Source organism: Peribacillus sp. ACCC06369, assembly GCF_030348945.1.
Lineage (GTDB): Bacteria > Bacillota > Bacilli > Bacillales > DSM-1321 > Peribacillus.
This window is the reverse complement of sequence record NZ_JAUCEN010000002.1, coordinates 1,977,339-1,999,551: the sequence shown is the minus strand read 5'-3', so window position 1 is coordinate 1,999,551 and position 22,213 is coordinate 1,977,339. Positions and strand designations below refer to the sequence as shown.

Below are 22,213 nucleotides of genomic sequence, written 5' to 3'. Positions count from 1 at the left end.
TTCTACCCCCTCCTATTTTTATTTCTTTCTTCTAAACTATCCTTATATCTTTGGTGAGCTATTTTCAAGGCAACAATCACCGACTGCTGCGATGGAGCCAAAAAGTCCGTTTTAATATTATCTATTAAGGAATCAATATTTTTACTAAAATCAAAACCAACTATCATTCGCTTAAAAAAATCCTGGGCCAAAGTTGTTAAAAACGTAAATTCTGCATTAATGATAATGTGACTTTCCTTGTGGATTTCAAGTACCATCCCAGCGTATTTATAATTTTCATACATGCTCGTATTTTGCGGTGCCTTCGCATAGGCGGTGATTAATAATGTTGGCTGTCCCATATAAAACTACATCCTCTCAAGATTACTTGCATAAACCAGTGGGTGTTCCATAATCCCCTTTCCAGTTTATATTAATTAAAGACCTCTTGAAAAATGTTTTACTTTTTCCATATCTATCTCCATGCCAAATCCTGGCCCATCCGGGATGATTATTTCAAAATTCTCATATTTAATTTGGTTTAGCGTAATATTTTCTTTGAAAAGTAACGGTCCAAATAATTCAGTACCGAATTCAAATTTTGGAATGGTTGAATAAAGTTGTGCACAAATGGCCGTTCCTAATGATGATTCAATCATCGTTCCGCCATACAAACCAAAACCTACACCTTCTGCAATCGCAGCCACCTTTTTCGTTTGGGTCATTCCACCATGTTTACATATTTTCAACGCAAAGGAATTACCTGCTCTATGTTTAGCTATTTGGAATGAATCTTGTAAAGTATTCAATGATTCATCGGCCATGATCGGAACCTTAAAACGTTCGGTCAATCTTGACATCCCTTCATTATCCCAAGCTGGCAGCGGCTGTTCGACCATGGAAACCCCACCTTCCTGTAAAGCTTCAATGCAATACGTAGCCGTTGTTTCATCCCATGCTTGATTAACATCAACCGTAATGCGGGCTTGATCTCCTACTGCTTCAATAATTTTCAATACATGCTCCACATTCTTATATGGATTACCTTTGCCAATTTTCAATTTAAAGATATTATGACGTTTTTGGTGTAAGGATTCTTTCGCTTCTTCGATATCTTTATTCGTATCCCCACTTGCCAAAGTCCATGCCACCGGCAATGATTTATGAATTTGCCCTCCGAATAATTCATAGGCAGGGATGTTTCTCCTTCTAGCTACTAAATCCACCATGGCCGATTCAACGACAGCCTTTGCAAAATTATTCCCTCTAACATTAAGTGAAACCTCATGCATGATTTTGTCATAATGGATTGGGTTTTTACCTATGATAAGTGGGGCGATATAAGTATCAATATTCACTTTTATCGCCTCAGGCGTCCCCTCACCATATGAAGCCCCGCCTATTGTCGCCACCTCTGCCCAACCTTCCGCTCCCTCTTCATCCATGACACGGGCAAGAATGATTGTTTGTTCCACGATCGTATGCATGGCAAGCTGATGAGGACGAATTGTGGGTAAATCAATAATGTATACATCTACTGAACGTATTTTCATTTAATCCACCTTTTTAACATTTAATAGATAAAATCCGCTTCCGTTTTTGCTCTTACTTCTTCGATCGTTACACCGGGCATCAATTCAATCAGGTGCAACTGTTTGTCAATAACTTCAAAGACAGCCAATTCAGTGATGATCATGTCAACGCTTCGATTGGAAGTAATGGGGTAGGTGCACTCTTTTAAAACTTTACTTTGACCTTCCTTACTTGTATGTGTCATTGTCACGATCACTTTTTTGGCACCAACCAATAGGTCCATCGCTCCTCCAACACCCATGATATTCTTGCCAGGCACCGCCCAATTTGCAATTTCCCCGGTTTGACCTACCTGCAAAACACCTAAGATAGCAACATCGATGTGGCCTCCACGGATCATTGCAAACGATTCTGCACTATTAAAGAATGATGCACCAATCGATTCCCCTACTGGTAACTTGCCTGCATTTACTAAATTGGGATCGATTTTATCTTCATCCACTTCTGCAACCCCTAATAATCCATTTTCCGTATGGAAAAAAACATTTTCATCATCAATGTATTTTGCAACCAAGGTCGGAATCCCGATTCCAAGGTTCACTATACAAGGACCGGTCAATTCTTTTGCCGCGCGTCTTGCTATCATATTTTGCATTGATTCTTTTTCACTCATAATCTTTGACACCTTCCTTCGTCAGGAATTTCTTCGCCTTAATAATTCCATCGACGAATAGATGCGGTGTTACAATCTCCTCTGGCGAGAGTTCACCAGGTTCAACTATCTCATCCACTTCTGCAATTACGACGTCTGCGGCTGTTGCCATAACCGGATTAAAGTTTCGAGCAGTTTTATAATAAACAAGATTACCAAGCGCATCTGCCTTCCATGCCCGGATCAAAGCTACATTTGCTCTTATGGCAGGTTCAAACATATATGTAGCTCCATTTATCTCCCTTTCTTCTTTTCCTTTTGCTAATTCGGTCCCTACACTCGTTTTCGTATAGTAACCGCCTATGCCAGCACCGCCAGCACGAATGGATTCCGCTAATGTCCCCTGTGGTAAAAGTTCTAATTCAATTTCACCACGTAGGTAAAGCTCCCCAATTTCACGATTGCTTGTAAAATAAGAACCAATCGCTTTTTTTATTTTCTTCTGACTTAGGAGAACTCCCAGACCTTTCCCTTTCTCGCCTAAATTGTTACTGATGACAGTTAAGCCTGCTACATCCTTTTTGGCCAAACCATCAATTAAAGTAAGAGGGGCACCGATCAAGCCAAACCCTCCAACCATTAATGTATGACCGTTCTTCACACAAGATAAAGCTGCTTCTATATCTTGATGTACTTTCGTCATGTTTTCCCCACCAATCTCACGTTACTTATTTTCTATTAATGAATCACTTGCTTCAAACCAAGCAGGTATTCCAGCAGTCAATAAGCATATTAGTCCCACTTCCGCTAATTGTTCTTCCGAAGCTCCATTTAACCTTGAGGTCCCCATCCATTCCCCAACCTGTTTCCCTTTTAATTCTGTAATGAATATTCCTGTCATCAGGATATGTTTTAGCTTTTTTGTAACGACTGAATCACTCAATATATAATCTTTGAGGGAGTTTTGGTCTTCAGATTTAACCAGTTTCAAAACATTCGAGACGAATGCCGTCTCCTCATCACCTAATAGCTCAATCATATAAAGCAGGATTTCTTCTGCTGTTTCTTTATGGCCACTTATTTCGGGATATCGAATGCCTTTAAGTGTAAGGGCATATTCCAAAGACTTAATTCCTATACTTAAGGCTTTAGTTCCGTTATATAAGTATGAAACAATTAGGTATTCCACCAGTTCCGGTAATGTTGCTCCACCATCCATTGCCCCTTTTGTATGGTAAACCATACTCCGTTCATACAACCTTGCAGCATTCATGCCTACCAGTAAGATATCTTTCTCCTTCTTCGTCAAGGCTCCCTCTTGCATGATGTTACTGCGTAAGTTTGTATAGTGATCAAGTGCATTTGGGCTATAATCGTGCATTTTTTGCACCCAGCCTGGTACCACATCATAAACTTCTTTAAAATACGATAATCCTTCGCTCATTCGTCTGCACCTCTTTAAATTAATTGAGAGTCAAGTATCGATAGTGCTCTAATAGGTGAGGCTGTTGCATTTTTTAGTTTTAAAGGGATCCCGAAAAAAAGAAAGCGAGAGTGCTTAGGTAATTTTTCCAGATTCACTAGATTTTCGACGATATATATATCATTGTTCAGTAATTTTTGATGAATTCCACTTTCTGAATCCTGGTTCGAATCGGCATTGGGCAAATCCAACCCGACAATATGCACTTGCTTTTCGATAAACCATTCGGCCACACTATTATCTAAAGCCTGCGCTTCAAAAAAGCCTTCTTTCCCCCATTCTTGTCCCCATATCCTGATGAGGACAATATCGTCTTTTTCAACATATACTCCCTGCCTGCGTTCCGCCTCTTCAAGTAAATCTTTCGTAACAGGTTCATCTGTTGCTTTTAACATGCTTACATCCAGTATGAGGGCATCCCCAAACATTTTCTTCAGCTTGATGTTTTCAAACGACTCCTCATTTACAGAGAAATGTGAAGGTACATCGACATGTGTCCCACTATGATCAGAAAAAGAGATCAACTTGGTACGGAATCCTTTAGGAAGCGAATCATGTTTTCCCTTATGTTCAAGAGGTTCATCTTTAATGCCTATTGCAGGTAAATCATTATTTGTAACTAGACCATCGTACAGTTCCAATGTTAAATCAATGATTTTCAATGGTAAAACCCCCAAATTCATTAAGCGTTTACATTATCACGACAAAAATGGCTACCCTAAACATTACTATCAATAATTGACAGCAGGTGTTTAAGGTAGCCAGTTGTTCACCAGTTGTTATTAAAAAAGGTTATTTTTTAATAGCTAGTGAATAGGCAATAATTAAGTTTATTTTATATTCTAAATATTACACTATTTTCTGTTAATTTCAATATTTTTTTAAAAATTATTTTTTAAAAATTAAATTCGTTTTAAGAAAGACTTTATCCCTTCATTAATTTCCACTCTATTTTCAAACACCATTGTATAGTGGTTACAAGTTGAAACGATCGTTTCAATATCAGGTGTATATTTCTTCGTATCATCATAGGCTTCTTCATAAAATAATGGAGGAAAATCCCCTATTTTCCCACTGGCATAAACCAATAAGGTTTTACAGGTAATTAGACTACAAACTTCTTTAGGGACAAAAGAATAAAAACTAGTGAAATCTGAAAGAATGCTATCTTCTGATGATTTATTCTCCCAGTGACCATCCACTTCATGAACCTCATACTCCACCACACTTTGCAGATGATCCGTCCATTTGATACCCAAACGGCTATAGATTTCCTTAATTTCCGCAATATAACTTTCTTGAGATTCATATTCTTTACTTAATCGGCCTAGTGATGGTTGTACGATGTCCCTTTGTTGTTGAGAGGAAGTGGCCGCACCATCCAATAATATCAGGGCTTGTACCGAGGTTAATTTACTGGCTACAACGCTTGAGATGAATGCTCCCATTGAATACCCAATCAAAATTGGATTATTAATCTTTAACTCCTGAATTAACTCAATTACATCCTCTGCATGATTGAAAATAGAAGACTGCTCATCTGCACTTGAACTATTTCCCCTCCCTCTCAAGTCAATCGAAATGACTCTGTACTCGCCTTTTAACATTTCTGCATAATAATGCATTTGCTTATGATTACCCGTTAAACCATGTATGGCGATGATTGTCCCTTTCGTTCCTGGATAATCTGCAATTTGGATTCTATGATCCCCCAATTCCTTTACATACATTTCCATAGTAATACTCCTCCATATCCTTGATTATCAACATAAACCAGCCAGCCTACATATTTAAAAAAAGCTATCTTAACTTAACCATCAAGGTAACTTGATCGCGAAATTAAGATAGCCAGTCACTTCATTAATTTTCATTAAAAAAGGGCTTTTTTTAATGATTAATGAATAGGCATGATATAAATACATGTAATGCTTCCATTTTACAGGAAGTTCATATTATTTCAAATATAATTTGATAATTTCGATTTCTTTGTAACTAAAAGTTGTTACTTGCGGAATTTTTTTGAAGGAGGTCCTCTATGGTCTCACTCCATCGTTCTACGACTTCTTTGGAATTTTTCAAGTCGATTTTAATTCCAGAGGTTATTTCAGCATACTTAGCAATATCCTCCCGTGCCTCTACTATTTTGGCGTAGAACCTTTCTCTTTGGTACCGGGCATTTGGCAGCTCTTTTAATCTCTCTATCGATAGTCGAATATAATGAGCTTTCCCTTTCCAAAACAAAACCAGTGTAGCTTTATGGGTACGAATGACATTGGTTGTAGTCGAAGTATCCGGCCATAGACCAATCCTTAATTCCCCACGGCTTAATGCTACGATCTCACCCACACTAATCATAGCAGTATGTGGCCATCCTTCTTCACTTACCGTCAACAACATCATGGCTTCATGTTGTTTGTCGGCCAATTCTTTGCCATTTAACAAGGTAAATACCTCTATTGGCATTTCCATTCCATTCATTTTTTCACCTTTTTCTTTAATTCCCCAGTAATTAACACCAAGTCCCCTGGCAATTGTATTATATTTTGGCGCGATATTTCATTCCGTCCCATCGCTTCGCACCATGAGCATCAATTTCAAATTGATCTAACGCCCTATAAGCAAGATGATCAATGATATCGTTAACGTTCTCAGGATGATTATAGAAGGCTGGCATCGGAGGGAATATAATGGTCCCCATTTTGGAAAGCTCCGTCATATTCTCCAAATGAATCGTATTTAGAGGGGTTTCTCTTGTCATTAGCAATAATTTTTTTCTTTCCTTCAACATGACGTCAGCAGATCGCGTTAACAAATTATCGGCAAGTCCCATGCGAATGGAAGCTAGTGTTTTCATACTGCAAGGTGCTACGATCATTCCATCAACCCGGAAAGATCCACTTGATATTCTTGCTGCTTGATCTTTATAAGAATAGGAATGATCAGCTAATCCCTCCACGTCTTTAACAGAATATGAAGTTTCATGTTGAATGGTGGCATGTGCCCAAGGGGACATGATTAAATGGGTCTCCACTTCACTGCTTTTAAGCATCTGAAGAATCCTAATTCCGAAAATGGCTCCAGTCGCCCCTGTTATCCCAACGATGATTTTCATTAATTCCCCTCCTTATTCATTGGTCCTTGTATCGAAACGAGAACTTATACATTGGAAAAACCAGGAACGAACCGCCTTGGATCTACCTCTTTAAATTCAGACCTTTTAAATTCCTCTTTTAAATGAAACGGTACTGTACAGTCAAAAATGGTCTTACAGGAAATCCCCTTTTCCTGAATGGTAGGGCTGTATGCGGGATCTTGTGAAGGATCTAACGGGTGACAGCGCACTCCAGGAATGAAAACCGTATCAACATCACCTTGATAACGAGTATTTAACGCCCACAAAACATCATTACTATCGAATGGATCCACATCTTCATCCACTATGAATACATGCTTTAGTTCAGAAAAGGCAGAGAAAGCCAACAGTGCAGCTTGTCTTTGTCGTCCTTCATCACTCGGCTGACTTTTCTTGAATTGAAGAACAGCCATGTATTTACCACCACCAGAAGTATGGGCATAAACATTCAATAACTTGCCTGGCATGGCCTTTTCCACCATTTGAAGAATGCTTGCTTCAGTTGGAATGCCAGCCATATTCACATGTTCTTCACTTGGACCAATAACTGTTTGCATGATTGGATTGACACGATGCGTTACAGCTTTCACTTTGATTAGAGGCAGTTCCGCAACAGCTGAACCTGTATAACCTGGGAATTCCGGCATTGCTTTTCCGGTATTGGTGTTTTGATCTTCCCGAACACGCACTCCAGGAACCAATTCCCCTTCTATTACATATTCAGCATTCGCTATGGCTTTTTCATCAATGGTCAAGCATTGGACCAATTCAACCGCTTCTTTCCTGATCGCCCCTGCAACACTCAACTCATTAAAGCCAAGGGGGGTCGTAGGTGCTTCAAAACAAGCAGCGATTTCAATAGCAGGATCAACACCGATACTAATGGAAATAGGTAATGGTTTCCCTGCTTTTTCAGCCTTTTCACGAAAAACTTCCAAATGGCGGCCAGGAACAAAATACATGGACATCTCATCTTTACTTTGTAAACATAAACGATGTATCGTAATATCAGATTCACCTGTTTCTGAATCGGAGGCATAGCACATGCCAATGGTGATATACGGGCCTGCATCTTCCTCTGTATTCGTAGGCGCAGGAATTAATTTTCTGATATCGAAATCCGGATCATCCGCATAGTGAACCACTTCTTGAGCTTTCGCTTTATCATTTGAAATGGTTATTGGATCAATTGGATTTTTTACAGCTTCATTTAAAAGGAACCCGAGTCTATCCGGTTTTGTATCCAGCATGAGTCCGACTCTTTCCCGGCTGGCTAAAAGTCCGATCACCACGCTTGAATCTTCGTGACCCAATACATGTTTGAAAACCATGGCAGGTCCGATTTTTGTTGGACGCATTACTGTTCCGCCAGCCCCGACATGACGATAAACCCCAGATAATTCAGCATGAGGATCGACTGGTTCATCCGTTTCAATCAATTGTCCTGGAATGGACTTCAATAGTTCCAAGGCAGAACGTAAATCTGTCACTTTATTCATTTTTTCAGCCATAAAAAATCCCCCTATCACTTTATGATCAGTATCCTATGTATCAATCAATTTCAAATAACCTTAATGTTATCGGTTACAAATGATATTCTAAAGTGTATTTCTACTATACAGTCAATGGATATTTGAAAATTCAAGTAATTTTCTCTACAGGGATTTGCAGCTGACAAAAATCAACACTATTATCATTCTCGTAAAAGGTCGTATCCAATAAGCAAGCGTCCACGACGTCCCCTACAATTCTATACTGATTTTCACTGATCCATTGAACCAATTCATTTAAAAACTCAATGTTATATGGCATTCCATATTTATACACACACGCATATTGCCCAGCAGGCAAAGTCATCATGTTATCCATATCAGGATCTATAAAAGGTAATGAAGTATATATTCCCGCACCCTCGAAAACATCATCCGTTCCAAGCTTATCCTTTAAAATAACCGTGCCGAATCCCTCGGACGGAAGCATCTCATGTTTACTTAATACATTCCAAGCTTTCATCAGCGTTAAATGTAATTCTTCACGGCACAATTTATTTTCAAATGGTATAAACAAGATATCCCTTTCAGGAAATTCTTCAATAATAGGTTTATCCAATTCACTTTTAATATTTTTTGCTTCTGAATATTTCATTAATCTCTGTTGAATAAATGTACGTGTATTCATCAAGGAGTTTATTTCTTTATCTATGAATTCTTGGTGAAATTCCAAAAGTGACATGGCAGTGGTTAAATTCCGATTTCCTATATGGTGTTTAATATCATTCAGTTTGATGCCAATCGACTTCAAAAAGCAAATTTCCCTTAGAAATGGAATCTGAATTGCACTATAATATCGATAACCATGTTCATCAATATGTACAGGTTTAAATAATTCGATCTTATCGTAATAAATGAGTGTTTGCCTTGAGATACTGTGAATGGAAGCCATTTCACTGATTGATAAGTAATCTCCCAAATGTACTCCTCCTCTGCAAAGCCTTTTTGTGAAGTTCTTTCTAAATCTTACATTTACTGTTATCTTCCATTATTCATATGCGGAGCCATGTCCTGTTGGAGAGGGTCGGTTTGACAACATCTATCCTCCCCTAACTTTACCATTTTTTCTTTTAAAATGAATGGAATTTAAAAGGCCCTTTCTATCGAAAAAACTGGATCATATCAACTTCTTCAGTTATTACAGGAATGCTGCCCCGTTTGTTGCACAAGAAAAGGAGCTGCCAAAGCAACTCTCTTATTAAAGTTAAGCATCTGTTAGTTCATTAACTTTTCATACGATAAAATTACTATTCCACATATTACAGATACTCCTAAAAATGAAAGTACATAAAAATGAGATGGCGTAACACTCACAAACTCTATCTCGTTTTGAAGGGTTTCTACTTTATCCCATGCACTCTTTACATCTGGTTTATAGTTTTTTGTTCTAATATAACCGACTAACATCACAACGACTACATAGATTACATGAAGAGAAAATGAACCTATAATTGCTTGAAGAACCACCTTCATAACGCCCCTCCCTTTTTATTCATTTCACCATATTCAGCAACATGTGTTCTTGAACTATCCTGCCCCGTAAGTTGCATAAAGGGGTTCCGACAACACTGATTTACAACGTTAAGGATATTCCAGTATCAAAAAAACAATTTCTCAGTGATAGTAATAAGAAATTGGGATTTAATTATGCAACAATTGCCCCCGTTTTTGGAACCAGAAACATATTTCTTTTTCTGCCGAACGCGGATTCTCTGAAGTTCTTCACTTTGTCATATTTTATTTTTTAAATTTCTTAGATTCTCCATGTCTCCATTTACTATCACATCTATATGAGCAGAAATGATATCAATATCCAAATCCCACCATTTAATTTCCAGTAATTCGTTAATGATTTCTTCTGAGAAACGGTTTTTAAGGTGCTTTACAGGATTTCCTCCAACGATAGTGTAAGGTTCCACATCTTTGGTAATAACCGATTTGGCCGCGACAATTGCACCATCCCCTATTTTTATTCCAGGCATTATGACCGTATCCATTCCAATCCAAACGTCATTTCCAATTATGGTATCACCTTTAAACGGCAACTGATCTAATGTTGGTGTATATTTCCCCCAACCGTGTCCGAAAATATTGAATGGTAGGACGAAAAACCATCCATTCTATGATTAGCTCCATTCATAATAAACGTTACACCAGGTGCTATTGCACAAAATTTGCCAATGACAAGTCGGTCACCGAAGAATTCGTAGTGATATAACACTTGATCCTCAAAGGTTTCACCATTTCTTGCATCGTAATACGAGTATTCACCCACAATAATGTTTGGTCTAGTAATTGTATTTTTTATAAATTGCACAACGCAATTTCCTTTAATCGGATATTTATCTTTAGGATTTGGCCCATGTTGCCTATTTGATTCCATGGATATCCACTGCCTTTCAGGAATTTTATAATACACTTAGCCGACCTATTTTATTGCATTCCTCAGCGAACCAAATGGCACCGTCAGGTCCTAATATAATTCCATGTGGCTCCGCATTTTGTGTAGGAATTAGATATTCCGTAATTTCACCTTGCATTGAAATTCGGCCAATTTGATTTCTTCCCCATTCAGTGAACCATAAAGCACGGTCAGGACCCGTTACTATTGCGTGTGGGCGAGCATTTGCAGTAGGGATGGAGTATTCACTTATTGTTCCAGAGGTAGTAATTCGACCGATTTTATTTCCGTTAATTTCCACAAACCAGAGTGCATCGTCCGGTCCACTTGTAATACCTACAGGACCAGCATGTTTTGTTGGCAAAGTGTAATTAGTCACTTCTCCGAGCATCGTAATCCGACCAATTTGATTACTCTGATTCTCTGTAAACCACATGGCACCGTCAGGTCCAGCAACAATAAAAGAGGGATAGGAGCAAGGACTCGGTAAATCATACTGAATAATTTCACCTGATGGTAAAATTCGCCCTATTCTATTTCCATTCATTTCGGTAAACCAAATGTCTCCATTGTGTCCTTCAGTTATTCCAAAAGGTGCTGAATTTGGACTCGGGAGAGTATATTCGATGATTTCACCTGTTACTGTCAGTTTTCCAATTTTATTCGCCCTATTTTCCGTGAACCATATATCACCCTGAGTTGTGGAGGTTATAGATAGGACACCTGCATCAGGTGTAGGAACAACGAAATGAGTAACTTCACCGTTAACAGTCATTCGACCAATTTGATTTGCTTTATGTTGTGTAAACCATAGCGCACCATCTTTTCCCGTAGTTATTCCATAAGGGCCAGAATCTTTGTCAAGAAGTTCGTATTCGTCAATATTTATCTCCACTATAATCCTCCTTCTTCTTATATAAAATTCTTCTAGTAATTCGTTACAAAATAATGGATATCCTGCAAAGAAGGTTTTACTTCTTATTCAAGAATATGGCCCGATTGTTGAACACAGATATAAAATTTTTCTTCAACTAACTGCCCCGTTAGTGACATGAGAAAAAAGGCTGCCTCAGCAACCTTCATTATTGTAGTAAAGCAAGCGTTCCTCTAATAAGCAAATCCAACTATAAGATGACTATATCAGACCGTTTTTCTAGTTTGTTTACTTTTTCTTTTTACCATAACCTTTCCATCTTCTATCCCTTCAACAAACTATAAGATCTTTTCCAGTTCCTCTAATCGTATAGCCTTTCTAAGATATTTTATATATTTATCTACAACTGTATCTGAAGATTGAATAAGGAACTCGTCATTCTTAGCCCCAACTTCTAATTACCCATCCCCCCATTTAACAATCCACCACTACTCTCTGCAAACTTTAACCTAAAATATTCTAGCGAGGTCTTCACTTAAATATATTGTTATTTGTTTACAACATCCTACTTGTTAAAGTAAAAACCTTTTTCATTACCTCACTATATGTTCTCGGCGAAATGGTATAAAGATATTAGTTGTAAATTAAAAAACAAGCGGAAATCTCTTGTTTGAGTTTATCGACAAAATGAGGTTCGGATTGGTCTCAATCCCTTTCAGAATTTTTCGAGGGAATGAATACCATAACTTTAAAACGAGACTTAGTTATACTCCATGGTTTTTATGAAACCCTCACTGGATTGAAGAAATTTGCGACCCTCCTTCCGAATAACTGGCTAGCCGAGACACCAAAGACGCTTGCGGCGAGGAGTCTTGGCAGACCGTCGGAGGAAGGGAGGAATTTCTGAAAACAACTTAAACGTTTTTAAATAAAAAAACTGCAGGCTAACTCGCTTTCCTTCGAGTTGGTCTACAGTCTGAAACAAGAGGAGATCTCTTGTTTTGCTTTTTTTATATTGATTCTGAAACTACTAATGTCAATTAATATAAGCAATCAATCTTTTTTTAGGTCTTTAACAATTTTTCTATATCTTTTTATAGACTGCTGTTTCTTCGCAAGATTTGTAATGTTAAAGCCAGTTCCTTTTTTTTTGCTACAAACAGATTTGATTTATAGAGCAAACCACCATTTAATTTAACTACCTTTGTTATCTTGTGTCTATGGATAGAACCATCATCAAACTAACCAACGCAGCACAGGACTATTTAGATCCATGGTGAAGAGACCGTAATCAATGACAACCATTTCATCATTCTCGGTAAAACCGACATTAGCAAAACGCAAATCTATTGGAATGATACCGTACTTTAGAAACTTTAGTTCCAACTTGATAAGTTTCGGATATTCCATGATTGCACGTGGCATATTAATGTCCATCTTCTTCATGATGATCCAGCCAGTTCCATACTCCTTAACCGGACATAAATACTTTTTGACTTCCTCATTACAGTTATTATAAATATAGGCTTCATTTGCAGTGCTTATTAATCCTACTTCTGACAATGCAATTTTTAATATATAGCCATTATTTAAATCAAAGACGACCCGGTTAAATCCATGTCCAACCATTTTATACTTGAACTTTAGCGTTTTTCTAGCAGTAGACACATTTTGTATTACGGTTTTATAAAATTGAAATGGCCCCATTTGAGATATCCAGGACTCAATGGCCTTTATCTCTTGCCGGGACAGCATTTTACTTTTATTCGGCTGATGTATCCGTTCCTTACCATTGTTAATTGGCCACATTCCCTAAACGTCTCCTTTTTAATTTTTTTACTAGAAGATGGATTCCAGGGAGATGAAAAAACAAGTACATAGAAGAATTAATAATAAGCAAAAGATTTAGTGTTGGAAACCCCATTCCTGAATGCTGAGAAAGCAAAAATAATGTCCAGGAAAGAGCAATAGCAGCAGTTTCACGAAACGGCAAAGAAATTTAAATAAGTAAGGACCTATCTATTTGTCGTTCGTAAGTCATTTTCTTCATCCATGGATCCCTTTACCAAGCATGTCTTCAGTTTCTCTTTCCTAATATGATATGACTTTAATATAAAATGGCTTGTACTGTAGCTGAGATATCATCATGGACAGGAAACATTGATTATTTGGGCGAGCAAATGAAAAAACAAGCATTTTTTCTCTCTCCATCCTTTCTGTGAAAGGAACAGGTAACATGTCAATTGTTCTAGTAATTAAAAGGGTCAATATGGAGGTACTCTTTCCTTCATTTACGAAAAAAATGGTATATTATTGTTTATGACTTCAATGGTTTAAGACAAGGAGTGATGAATTATCCGTAAAAGATGGATTATTTCAACAATTGTTGGATTATTGCTTATTTTTTTATGTGTAATAGCCTTCAATTATATCGACAGCGATAATAAAACGGAAAAAAGGAAAAATGCAGAAGCCAAGGGGGCCAAAATTCCTGAGGTTCAGGAATATGGCGGGACCAAGCTTGAAAAAGTCGGAGATAAGGTCCGCCAAAAAGATTGGGGAACATTCACATTACTAGAAACGAAGTCTATAAATGAGTCATTTGAATTGGCTCCCATGGTCATTACAATCAACGATATCCGCAGAATTCAATTATCTTCACTCACAGATGAAGTAAAGGAGGAGCTCAAGTCCTATACTGGTTTGAGCTTTGAAGAAGCTTATTCGATATACTATAAAGAGAATTTATCCATGGAGGAAATCGACCAACAGACTGTGTTGTCTAAAACGGATATTGGTGAAGAGGTTTCTTATCTGGAGATCACTTATTCTGTGGAAAATAAAGATTCGGAGGAACTTCAGTTCTTCAGCATGGAGCAAGTTACTTTCAATGATGATCTTACATATAATGTGCCTTCTAAAAATTTCATCCACTCCGGGGATACTTTTATGGGGAAAAAAAAAGTAAGTCGATCAGATTACCAGCCCGGAGAAACTAGAAAAGGCACAATTGGCTTATTAGTTGATCCTGATGAAAAATTCAAAGGGCTCGATTCCTTTTCATTCACTACCGATGATATAGCAGATGGAGAGTCTCACGAATTATTGGTGGATGGGACTTCATTTGAAATCCCCCTAAATGGAAAGTAGTTTTATAGACTAGTAAAAAACCCTATATAAGGGGAACTTCGAAAAAAGCTTTCCCTTATTAGGGTTCCATACGAACTCTCATTCTATAACAGATATGCTTATCTCTCCCCGACAGTGGGGCTCCGAGTTTCTTCTTCAAATAATAATCGCCGTAAAACTTTCCCTACAGCTGATTTCGGCAGCTGTTCCCTGAACTCAAATCTTCGCGGCACTTTAAATCTGGCCAATCGCTGCAGGCAAAACTCACTGATTTCCTTCTCTGAGACAGACTTTCCTTTCTTTAAGACTATGGCCGCTTTTACCATTTCCCCACGGTATGTATCCGGCACACCATATACACATGTCTCTTTCACGGCTGGATGCTCATAAATAATATCTTCGACTTCGTTTGGATAGACATTATAGCCGCTTGCAATGATCATATCTTTCTTCCTGCCCACTATATAAAAATATCCATCCTCATCCATCTTCGCGATATCCCCGGTGTATAGCCATCCGTCCCGCAATGCCGTTGCCGTTTCCTCTGAATTTTTCCAATATCCCTTCATTACTTGCGGGCCTTTAATGAGCAGTTCGCCTATTTCGCCGGTTGGCAATTCATCAATGCCTGTTTTCAGATCAACGATTTTGGCATCGGTATTAGGGTATGGAACTCCGATACTTCCTGGCTTTTTTTGTCCTGTAACTGGATTGCGGTGGCTTGTAGGTGAAGTTTCCGACATTCCGAATCCTTCCGATATCGAAACGCCTAATTTTGTTTCGAACTGATGAATGATCTCCATAGGGAGCGGGGCTGAACCACAGCTGCAGTATTTAAAGCAACTTAAATCTTCCGCCGTTAAATCCGGATGATTCAGTAAAGCAATATACATGGTCGGGACACCAGGAAAAATGGTTGGCCTATGTGTGCGAATCAAATCGACCACTTTGTTTATTTCAAATTTTTCTAATGTGATATAAGTCGATCCGGCATAAATGGCACTATTCAATCTCCCATTTCCAAACACATGGAATAATGGGGTCAATCCAAGCATCCGTTCGCCAGGCCTTTGGAGTTGAAGGGCATCTGCCGTAAAGGCAAAGTCTTGGAAGACATTGGAGACCAAATTAAAATGCGTAAGCATGACCCCTTTCGATTTCCCTGTAGTCCCTCCTGTATATTGAAGTACGGCCAGAGCTTCCTTTGGGTCGATGGTCAAAGCAGGAAGTGCCATATCTACCCTTGATAAACCCGTTCCGGTTTCGATTAATTTTTCGGCAGAAATGAACGTTAACCCGTCAGAAAAACCCGTTAGCACTAATTTTTCCTGTTGTTCCTCACGCCCAATGAACCAATCGGCTTCCGAATCCCGTAATATATAATCCAATTCACTTGACTGATAGAGGGGGTTTACTTGAACGACCACACCACCCAAACGATGAATGGCATAATAGGCAATGATATATTCTAGACAATTTGGCAGCATGATCGCTATACGATCGTTCATTTGAAATCCACGGTTGTATAATTTCACGGCAAAACGATCTGAGGCATCCTTCAATTCCATATATGTCATTTCCCGTTCTCCATCTATGACCGCTTTGCAGGTTGGGTAATGTCGGGCCGAACGTTCTAAAAGTCCGTATAATGACATCAATGGAATGTCAATTTCAGCAGGAGTTTCTATCGGATAAAATCCATGCCAAGTTCTAGTCAATTTTTTTCACACCTCATTCTTTTCTAATTAAATGAAATATAGCCATTTATCAGCCAATTTTGATCTTCCTTGCTTTCATTTATCACGAATGATTTTAAATATTCCTGTGCCCTTTGCAATGATGTTGCCTTCAGTATCTTTTATTTCTCCTTCAGTAAAGGCAATTTTGTACCCTTTTTGAAGGACTTTTGCTTCCGCAAATAATTCACCGCTCGATATGCTGGCTAAATAATGTACAGTTAAGCTTGTCGTTACAACTTTAGATTTGGTAACGGAACGAGTTACCATTCCTAGAATGGTATCCAGCATGGTAGCATGAATGCCGCCGTGCAGTGATCCGTTAACATTAAGTAAATGTTCTTCTATGTTTAACTTTATCGTAACATTCCCTTCTTCAAACCGAATGATTTCAAACCCTATATGTGAAAAGAATGCACTACTTTCGAATTGATTGCGAATATCCTCCACTTCAACAGGCAATCTTCTTCCCCCTCACTTTTGCGCGATTCAACTTATGGAAAGGAGCAGAAACACATTGGGTTTCCACTCCTTTATCGTTGGCCTATATCGTTTCAACCATGATCGCCATTCCCTGTCCGCCGCCAACACAAAGTGTGGCAACTCCATATCTTTCTTTCCTGCGAATCAGTTCATATATTAGCGTAGTCACTATCCGGGCACCCGTCGATCCGACTGGGTGTCCAAGTGCTATGGCTCCCCCATTCACATTAACCTTATTTTCATCAAGCGATAAATCCCGGATTACGGCCAATGCCTGTGAAGCGAACGCCTCATTCAGTTCAAAAAGCCCAATCTCCTCTAGCTTTTTTCCGGTGCGTTCCAAAAGTTTTCCAACGGCTGGTACTGGACCAATTCCCATCACTTCAGGGGAAACTCCCGCAGTCGCCCAATCCACAATCTTTGCGATTGGCTGTACTTGTAACCGTTCAGCTTCACTAGCTTTCATTAATACCAAGGCAGTAGCCCCGTCATTACGGCCACAGGCATTCCCTGCAGTGACGGTTCCATTTTCCTTGAATGCCGGTTTTAAGCTTGCAAGCTTTTCCATTGTGGTTTCCGGGCGGGGATATTCATCCGTTTCAATGGTAACCGTACTCTTCCTGTCAAATAGCTGGACAGGAACTATCTCATCCTTGAACTTTCCTTCTTCCATCGCTTTTGCCGCTCTTCTTTGACTTTCCACTGAAAAGGCATCTTGTTCTTCCCTGGAAATGTTGTATCGCTGTGCGACATTTTCAGCGGTGATTCCCATCCCCAAGTTCTTTCCATAAATTTCTTGAGGTTGCTGGCCTGCTTCAGTATTAGAGTCCACTAGTTTGGTCCGGTCTCCCCCAAAACGGGCACTTCTTAAATAAAGGGGGGCACGGCTCATGCTTTCCGTACCGCCGGCAACGATTATTTTGGCTTGGCCTGAGCTTATTTGCTGTGCAGCTGATGTGATGGCCTGCATTCCAGATGCACATAATCGATTTACCGTAAAAGCAGTTACAGTATCGGGAATCCCTGAGCGCAGCGCTGCCACTCTCGCTACATTCGAGGATTCGGTCGTTTGCCTAACCTCCCCGAAAATGACTTCATCCACTTGTTCAGCTGCAATATTAGCCCGCTTGATCGCTTCTTTGATGGCTATGCTCGCCAAATGACCGGAACTAATGTCTTTAAATGCGCCTCCGTACCTTCCAATTGGCGTTCGCACAGCACTCACGATTACAATATCTTCTCCCATTTCGTTCCTCCCCCTTGAAATTACAGATACATGAGCAATAGAATGCCTGCCAGCAAGCTTTTTCTAATAGCGCTCAAAGTTCTTTACGTTTTTGCTAATTAATGCAAAAATCGCCTAACACTCTTCCAAGACATTACGAGCAATGATTAATCGTTGGATTTCATTCGTTCCTTCATAAATCTTCGTTATGCGGGCATCCCGATAAAAACGTTCAACTGGATATTCGGCCATATATCCCATTCCGCCATGAATTTGAACCGCTTTATCCGCCACCCGATTAAAAACGTCTGAAGCGAACAGTTTTGCCATTGATGCTTCCTTGATCACTTTTTTTCCTTCATCAATCTTTTGTGCCGCCATCATCGTCAATGCTCTTGCGGCTTCCGTTTCGGTTGCCATATCAGCAAGCATCCATTGAATCGCTTGGTTGTCCGCGATTGGTTTACCGAATTGAATGCGCTCTTTTGCATATTTAGCTGACAATTCAATCAATTTCCCGCTTGATCCCACTGCTCTTGCAGCCAATCCTACCCGCCCTTCACCTAAAATTTTAAGGGCAGAGATATATCCCATTCCAACCTCGCCGATAACATTTTCTTCAGGTATGATACAATCCTCGAAAATGACCTGTGAGGTATATGATCCCCTTAACCCCATTTTTTTGTCCTTTTTGCCGACTGTCAAACCGGGAAAATCTCTTTCTACTAAAAAAGCAGTAATCCCTCCCTTTGCCCCTTTATCTTTATCCGTTAAAGCGAATACTGTATAAACATCAGCTATCGGCCCATTCGTGATGAAATGTTTGGTCCCGTTCATCACCCAGTAATCACCCTTCTTTTCTGCACTTGTTGCCAAATTGGTTGCATCCGATCCCGCTCCGGGTTCAGATAAAGCAAAGGCGCCAATTTTATTGCCTGCTGCCATTTCAGGCAAGTATTTATTTTTCAAATGTTCGGATGCAAGCTTAACCAGACCTGTACTGCCAATCCCGGTGTGAGCGCTAATTAATGAAACAAAACCATTATGGGTCCTTCCTAACTGCTCCAATACGGTAGCCTTTCCAACCGCATTTAAGCCAATTCCACCGTATTGTTCGGGAATGCTTATTCCAAATAAGCCAAGGTCTTTTGCTTTTTCCACCAAATGCTGCGGGATGGCATCTTCTTCTTCAATTTGTATGGCGTAAGGCTCCACTTCCCTTTCAACGAAATTACGGATCATTTCCTTCATTTGCTGCATTTCCTTGGTTAAAGTGATTGTCATGAGTTACTCCTCCTTAGGTCTGTTCATGTAAAGTGAGACATGGATAAGGTTTTTTCATATTATGGGGCTTCATTTGAATGTCGTGTTATCACCTAGTCAGTCAATTGACCAAATACTTAATTTTCTAGTTAACTAGAGTCCTCACACTAACAAAATCAGGCTTCACGCTCAATTATCGTAGCAATCCCCTGCCCGCCTCCAATGCAAGCTGTAATAAGAGCAAATCTTCCCGCAGAACGCATCAATTCGTAAACCGCTTTCGTAATGAGAATTGCGCCAGTCGCACCAAGTGGGTGTCCGTGTGCAATGGCTCCCCCGTTCACATTCACTCTGGCGGGATCCATATCAAGCTCCCTATTACAAGCAATGACTTGAGCAGCAAAGGCTTCATTAATTTCTATGATGTCCATATCATTTAAGGAAAGCCCTGACTTTTCCATTACCCTTCTTATAGCGGGAACAGGTCCTATTCCCATATAATTTGGATCCACCCCTGCAACTGCCTGAGCCCTGATCGTCGCTAAAGGCTTTATCCCCAATTCCTCCGCTTTGCCCCTCGACATTATCACCAGGGCTGATGCGGCATCATTCAATCCTGAACTATTTCCTGCAGTCACGGACCCACCTTCTAAAAACGCCGGAGATAATTTGGCTAGCCCTTCCTTCGTTATTTGCGGTCGTGGATGTTCATCCAATTTAAATTCGACGGCTTCACCTTTTCTGACCGGAATGGAAACTGGCACAATTTGTTCATTAAAACGGCCCTCTTCCACGGCTCTAGCCATATTTTTTTGGCTTTGTAGAGCGAATTCATCCTTTTCTTCCCTGCTGACCTCATATTTTCCAGCTAAGTTTTCAGCTGTGATTCCCATTGGGGGATCGCCAATTTCTTTTGGGGACAACCGGGATTTCCTGAACTGCGGTGGCTTTGCACTGTATGTTTTTTCCGGACGGTCCATCAAGTAAGGCGCCCTGCTCATACTCTCTACCCCACCGGCGATATAGACATCGCCTTCGCCAGCACGGATCGCTTGTGCAGCCAGATTGACAGCATTTATTCCCGAGCCGCATTGACGGTCAATAGTCAGTCCCGGAAGATGAATGGAAAGGCCAGTTTCCAACGCGGTTAACCTGGCTATATTTCCACCCCCGCTCAATACATTCCCCATGATGACATCATCTATCATTTCAGGGTCGACATTCGCTCGTTTTATCGCTTCTTTCATCACTTCTGCTCCAAATACGTGGGCAGGTACAGACGCAAGTGCACCTCCCTGTTTTCCAATAGCTGTTCGTACTGCAGAAACTATGACGGCATCTCTATTCATTTCAACATCCGCTCCTTTTCCTTTTCTTACATAACATTATTTGATGGCCCTTCCTTCATTTCACTAGTTTCATTGAATTTAAGCAGGTTCGACCCTGCTTATGAGGACTTAAGATCAAAGTTATCCGAACCTTTATTTTTATGATTCACTTTTGATTTGGCAGGTTTTACGAATATCGCAAATAGGATGCCAAAAGCCAAGACTAGGATGGCCATGAACAATATCGATAAGTTATAACCCATTAGTTGGTTTCCTCCAGCTAAACTTATGATATAGCCAGTTAATAGAGGTGCGACAATGCCTGCTAAATTTCCAGACGATGTTAAAATGCTCGTCATCAATCCCCCCCGCTCTTGCATTTCATTGATCATGATTGTTGGTCCAATCGGTAAAATGGCGTATGTCAGGCCCTTTGCCAAACACATGGCGACTATCACCCAGATTGGATTTTGAAACACCATGATCGAGGAAAAGAACAATGCACCAAGAATCATTGCGCCCGCGACGACAAATACCCTTGATGACCGCCAATTCTGATTCTTTTTGAATAAATGATCGGACACCATCGAAACACCCATATAAATGCATACGGAAACGACTCCGATTATGGCAACACTGGTTCCCATCTGACCGGGAGTCATTTTTACGGCTTCCACTAAATAAATCGGGAGCCAAACTGAAAACCAAACAACTAATATATAAGTTGAAAAATAAGCGAGGGTAGTAAATAAAGCAGTAGGTGAAGCCAGCAGCAACAAAAAGTCTTTCACTTTTATTTTTTCAAGTTTTACTTTCTTTTTCTTTTGTACATTTTCATATACTTCAACTGGATTCTCCTTTGTTAAAAATTGAAAGAGGAAGAACCAAATTAGGCTTGCTGCACCAAGAGTGGCAAAGGCAACCTTCCAACCGAATATCGTAATTAAGGAAACGAGGATCGGCGCCACGATCATCGCACCAACCGTTCCTCCGCCAACCACTACCGAATTGGCAAAGCCTTTTAATTTCGGCGGAAACCACTTATCTGCATGACTATAAGCAATTGGGCTATAGGGCCCTTCGAATGCGCCCAGTAAAATCCTGTATAAAATTAATAATGGAAGTGCGGTAATGGCTAAAACACCAAATTGCAAAACAGTCCATGTCAGCATGATGAATCCAAGCACTTTTTTAGCACCCAGCCGATCAGCCCATGCTGCCCCAAAAATCCCCGTTACTGGATAGAGCCAATAATAACTGCTTCCGACAAGACCCCACTCCGCATAGGAAAGATCGAATTCCTTCATGATAGGAACAGCTGCAAGTCCTATGATCGATTTATCTGCAAAATTAATCACGGCTCCAAAGAACAATAGAATGAGAACAACCCAACGCATAATGAATCCCTCCTCTTCTTTATGTGTGTTTGACATCCCATCCAATG

The 22,213-nt window shown here is 39.8% G+C and carries 21 protein-coding genes and 1 pseudogene; 1 reads left to right on the top strand and 21 read right to left on the bottom strand.

Features of this window, described 5'->3' with window-relative positions:
* Positions 1 to 2 precede the first annotated feature (2 nt).
* From QUF78_RS10680 to QUF78_RS10610, 15 genes and pseudogenes are all read right to left on the bottom strand, one after another.
* Complete coding sequence (locus QUF78_RS10680) at positions 3 to 341, bottom strand: DUF3870 domain-containing protein (protein ID WP_289324620.1); 339 nt, start codon at positions 339 to 341, stop codon at positions 3 to 5.
* A 75-nt stretch (positions 342 to 416) separates the two neighbouring features.
* Positions 417 to 1,532, bottom strand: a complete 1,116-nt coding sequence (locus QUF78_RS10675) for a muconate cycloisomerase family protein (protein WP_289324619.1) — start codon at positions 1,530 to 1,532, stop codon at positions 417 to 419.
* 20 nt (positions 1,533 to 1,552) lie between these two features.
* Entirely contained in the window at positions 1,553 to 2,185 is a 633-nt protein-coding gene (locus tag QUF78_RS10670; protein ID WP_289324618.1) for a 3-oxoacid CoA-transferase subunit B, read from the bottom strand.
* Positions 2,178 to 2,867 (bottom strand): CoA transferase subunit A, encoded by a 690-nt coding sequence (locus QUF78_RS10665; protein ID WP_289324617.1) that lies wholly within the window; start codon positions 2,865 to 2,867, stop codon positions 2,178 to 2,180. The genes QUF78_RS10670 and QUF78_RS10665 overlap by 8 nt, the downstream gene beginning before the upstream one ends.
* 21 nt (positions 2,868 to 2,888) lie before the next feature.
* On the bottom strand, positions 2,889 to 3,608 hold the full coding sequence (locus QUF78_RS10660) for a carboxymuconolactone decarboxylase family protein (RefSeq protein ID WP_289324616.1): 720 nt from the start codon (positions 3,606 to 3,608) through the stop codon (positions 2,889 to 2,891).
* Positions 3,609 to 3,622: 14 nt separating this feature from the next.
* Positions 3,623 to 4,309: a cyclase family protein gene (locus QUF78_RS10655; protein WP_289324615.1), complete on the bottom strand. Its 687-nt coding sequence runs from the start codon at positions 4,307 to 4,309 to the stop codon at positions 3,623 to 3,625.
* Between the two features lie 240 nt (positions 4,310 to 4,549).
* On the bottom strand, positions 4,550 to 5,383 hold the full coding sequence (locus QUF78_RS10650) for an alpha/beta fold hydrolase (RefSeq protein ID WP_289324614.1): 834 nt from the start codon (positions 5,381 to 5,383) through the stop codon (positions 4,550 to 4,552).
* Between the two features lie 256 nt (positions 5,384 to 5,639).
* On the bottom strand, positions 5,640 to 6,125 hold the full coding sequence (locus QUF78_RS10645) for a pyridoxamine 5'-phosphate oxidase family protein (protein ID WP_483313841.1): 486 nt from the start codon (positions 6,123 to 6,125) through the stop codon (positions 5,640 to 5,642).
* 58 nt (positions 6,126 to 6,183) lie between these two features.
* Positions 6,184 to 6,759 (bottom strand): non-oxidative hydroxyarylic acid decarboxylases subunit B, encoded by a 576-nt coding sequence (locus tag QUF78_RS10640; protein WP_289324613.1) that lies wholly within the window; start codon positions 6,757 to 6,759, stop codon positions 6,184 to 6,186.
* A gap of 44 nt (positions 6,760 to 6,803) precedes the next feature.
* The gene (locus QUF78_RS10635) at positions 6,804 to 8,291 is read right to left on the bottom strand and encodes a UbiD family decarboxylase (RefSeq protein WP_289324612.1); all 1,488 of its coding nucleotides are present in this window, start codon (positions 8,289 to 8,291) and stop codon (positions 6,804 to 6,806) included.
* Positions 8,292 to 8,421: 130 nt separating this feature from the next.
* Entirely contained in the window at positions 8,422 to 9,249 is an 828-nt protein-coding gene (locus QUF78_RS10630; RefSeq protein WP_289324611.1) for a MerR family transcriptional regulator, read from the bottom strand.
* A 296-nt stretch (positions 9,250 to 9,545) separates the two neighbouring features.
* Entirely contained in the window at positions 9,546 to 9,803 is a 258-nt protein-coding gene (locus QUF78_RS10625; RefSeq protein WP_289324610.1) for a hypothetical protein, read from the bottom strand.
* Positions 9,804 to 10,060: 257 nt separating this feature from the next.
* Positions 10,061 to 10,713, bottom strand: a pseudogene (locus tag QUF78_RS10620) (Vat family streptogramin A O-acetyltransferase).
* 25 nt (positions 10,714 to 10,738) lie between these two features.
* Complete coding sequence (locus QUF78_RS10615) at positions 10,739 to 11,626, bottom strand: Vgb family protein (protein WP_289324609.1); 888 nt, start codon at positions 11,624 to 11,626, stop codon at positions 10,739 to 10,741.
* Between the two features lie 1,215 nt (positions 11,627 to 12,841).
* On the bottom strand, positions 12,842 to 13,414 hold the full coding sequence (locus QUF78_RS10610; protein ID WP_289324608.1) for a hypothetical protein: 573 nt from the start codon (positions 13,412 to 13,414) through the stop codon (positions 12,842 to 12,844).
* Positions 13,415 to 13,999: 585 nt separating this feature from the next.
* Between QUF78_RS10610 and QUF78_RS10605 the strand changes: the two genes are divergently transcribed.
* Positions 14,000 to 14,755 carry a hypothetical protein gene (locus QUF78_RS10605; RefSeq protein ID WP_289324607.1) on the top strand — a complete coding sequence of 252 codons (756 nt, stop codon included), beginning with the start codon at positions 14,000 to 14,002 and terminating at the stop codon, positions 14,753 to 14,755.
* A 98-nt stretch (positions 14,756 to 14,853) separates the two neighbouring features.
* Here QUF78_RS10605 and QUF78_RS10600 read toward each other — a convergent pair whose 3' ends face one another.
* The 6 genes from QUF78_RS10600 to QUF78_RS10575 all read right to left on the bottom strand — a co-directional run bounded on the left by QUF78_RS10600 (position 14,854) and on the right by QUF78_RS10575 (position 22,166).
* Entirely contained in the window at positions 14,854 to 16,452 is a 1,599-nt protein-coding gene (locus QUF78_RS10600) for a long-chain-fatty-acid--CoA ligase (RefSeq protein ID WP_289324606.1), read from the bottom strand.
* Positions 16,453 to 16,527: 75 nt separating this feature from the next.
* A complete protein-coding gene (locus QUF78_RS10595; protein ID WP_101221671.1) occupies positions 16,528 to 16,932 on the bottom strand; it encodes a PaaI family thioesterase in 405 nt (134 codons plus the stop codon).
* An 82-nt stretch (positions 16,933 to 17,014) separates the two neighbouring features.
* Positions 17,015 to 18,199, bottom strand: coding sequence for a thiolase family protein (locus tag QUF78_RS10590; RefSeq protein ID WP_289324605.1), 1,185 nt, complete (start codon positions 18,197 to 18,199; stop codon positions 17,015 to 17,017).
* Between the two features lie 114 nt (positions 18,200 to 18,313).
* A complete protein-coding gene (locus QUF78_RS10585; RefSeq protein WP_289324604.1) occupies positions 18,314 to 19,462 on the bottom strand; it encodes an acyl-CoA dehydrogenase family protein in 1,149 nt (382 codons plus the stop codon).
* A gap of 155 nt (positions 19,463 to 19,617) precedes the next feature.
* Positions 19,618 to 20,790, bottom strand: coding sequence for a thiolase family protein (locus tag QUF78_RS10580; RefSeq protein ID WP_289324603.1), 1,173 nt, complete (start codon positions 20,788 to 20,790; stop codon positions 19,618 to 19,620).
* A gap of 98 nt (positions 20,791 to 20,888) precedes the next feature.
* Positions 20,889 to 22,166, bottom strand: a complete 1,278-nt coding sequence (locus tag QUF78_RS10575) for an MFS transporter (RefSeq protein WP_289324602.1) — start codon at positions 22,164 to 22,166, stop codon at positions 20,889 to 20,891.
* Positions 22,167 to 22,213 lie beyond the last annotated feature (47 nt).

Coding starts and splice junctions, on each gene's coding strand:
- QUF78_RS10680 (WP_289324620.1), bottom strand. CDS start 341: ATGGGACAGCCAACATTATTAATCACCGCCTATGCGAAGGCACCGCAA.
- QUF78_RS10665 (WP_289324617.1), bottom strand. CDS start 2,867: ATGACGAAAGTACATCAAGATATAGAAGCAGCTTTATCTTGTGTGAAG.
- QUF78_RS10645 (WP_483313841.1), bottom strand. CDS start 6,125: ATGAATGGAATGGAAATGCCAATAGAGGTATTTACCTTGTTAAATGGC.
- QUF78_RS10650 (WP_289324614.1), bottom strand. CDS start 5,383: ATGGAAATGTATGTAAAGGAATTGGGGGATCATAGAATCCAAATTGCA.
- QUF78_RS10670 (WP_289324618.1), bottom strand. CDS start 2,185: ATGAGTGAAAAAGAATCAATGCAAAATATGATAGCAAGACGCGCGGCA.
- QUF78_RS10610 (WP_289324608.1), bottom strand. CDS start 13,414: ATGTGGCCAATTAACAATGGTAAGGAACGGATACATCAGCCGAATAAA.
- QUF78_RS10575 (WP_289324602.1), bottom strand. CDS start 22,166: ATGCGTTGGGTTGTTCTCATTCTATTGTTCTTTGGAGCCGTGATTAAT.
- QUF78_RS10580 (WP_289324603.1), bottom strand. CDS start 20,790: ATGAATAGAGATGCCGTCATAGTTTCTGCAGTACGAACAGCTATTGGA.
- QUF78_RS10585 (WP_289324604.1), bottom strand. CDS start 19,462: ATGACAATCACTTTAACCAAGGAAATGCAGCAAATGAAGGAAATGATC.
- QUF78_RS10660 (WP_289324616.1), bottom strand. CDS start 3,608: ATGAGCGAAGGATTATCGTATTTTAAAGAAGTTTATGATGTGGTACCA.
- QUF78_RS10590 (WP_289324605.1), bottom strand. CDS start 18,199: ATGGGAGAAGATATTGTAATCGTGAGTGCTGTGCGAACGCCAATTGGA.
- QUF78_RS10675 (WP_289324619.1), bottom strand. CDS start 1,532: ATGAAAATACGTTCAGTAGATGTATACATTATTGATTTACCCACAATT.
- QUF78_RS10640 (WP_289324613.1), bottom strand. CDS start 6,759: ATGAAAATCATCGTTGGGATAACAGGGGCGACTGGAGCCATTTTCGGA.
- QUF78_RS10625 (WP_289324610.1), bottom strand. CDS start 9,803: ATGAAGGTGGTTCTTCAAGCAATTATAGGTTCATTTTCTCTTCATGTA.
- QUF78_RS10635 (WP_289324612.1), bottom strand. CDS start 8,291: ATGGCTGAAAAAATGAATAAAGTGACAGATTTACGTTCTGCCTTGGAA.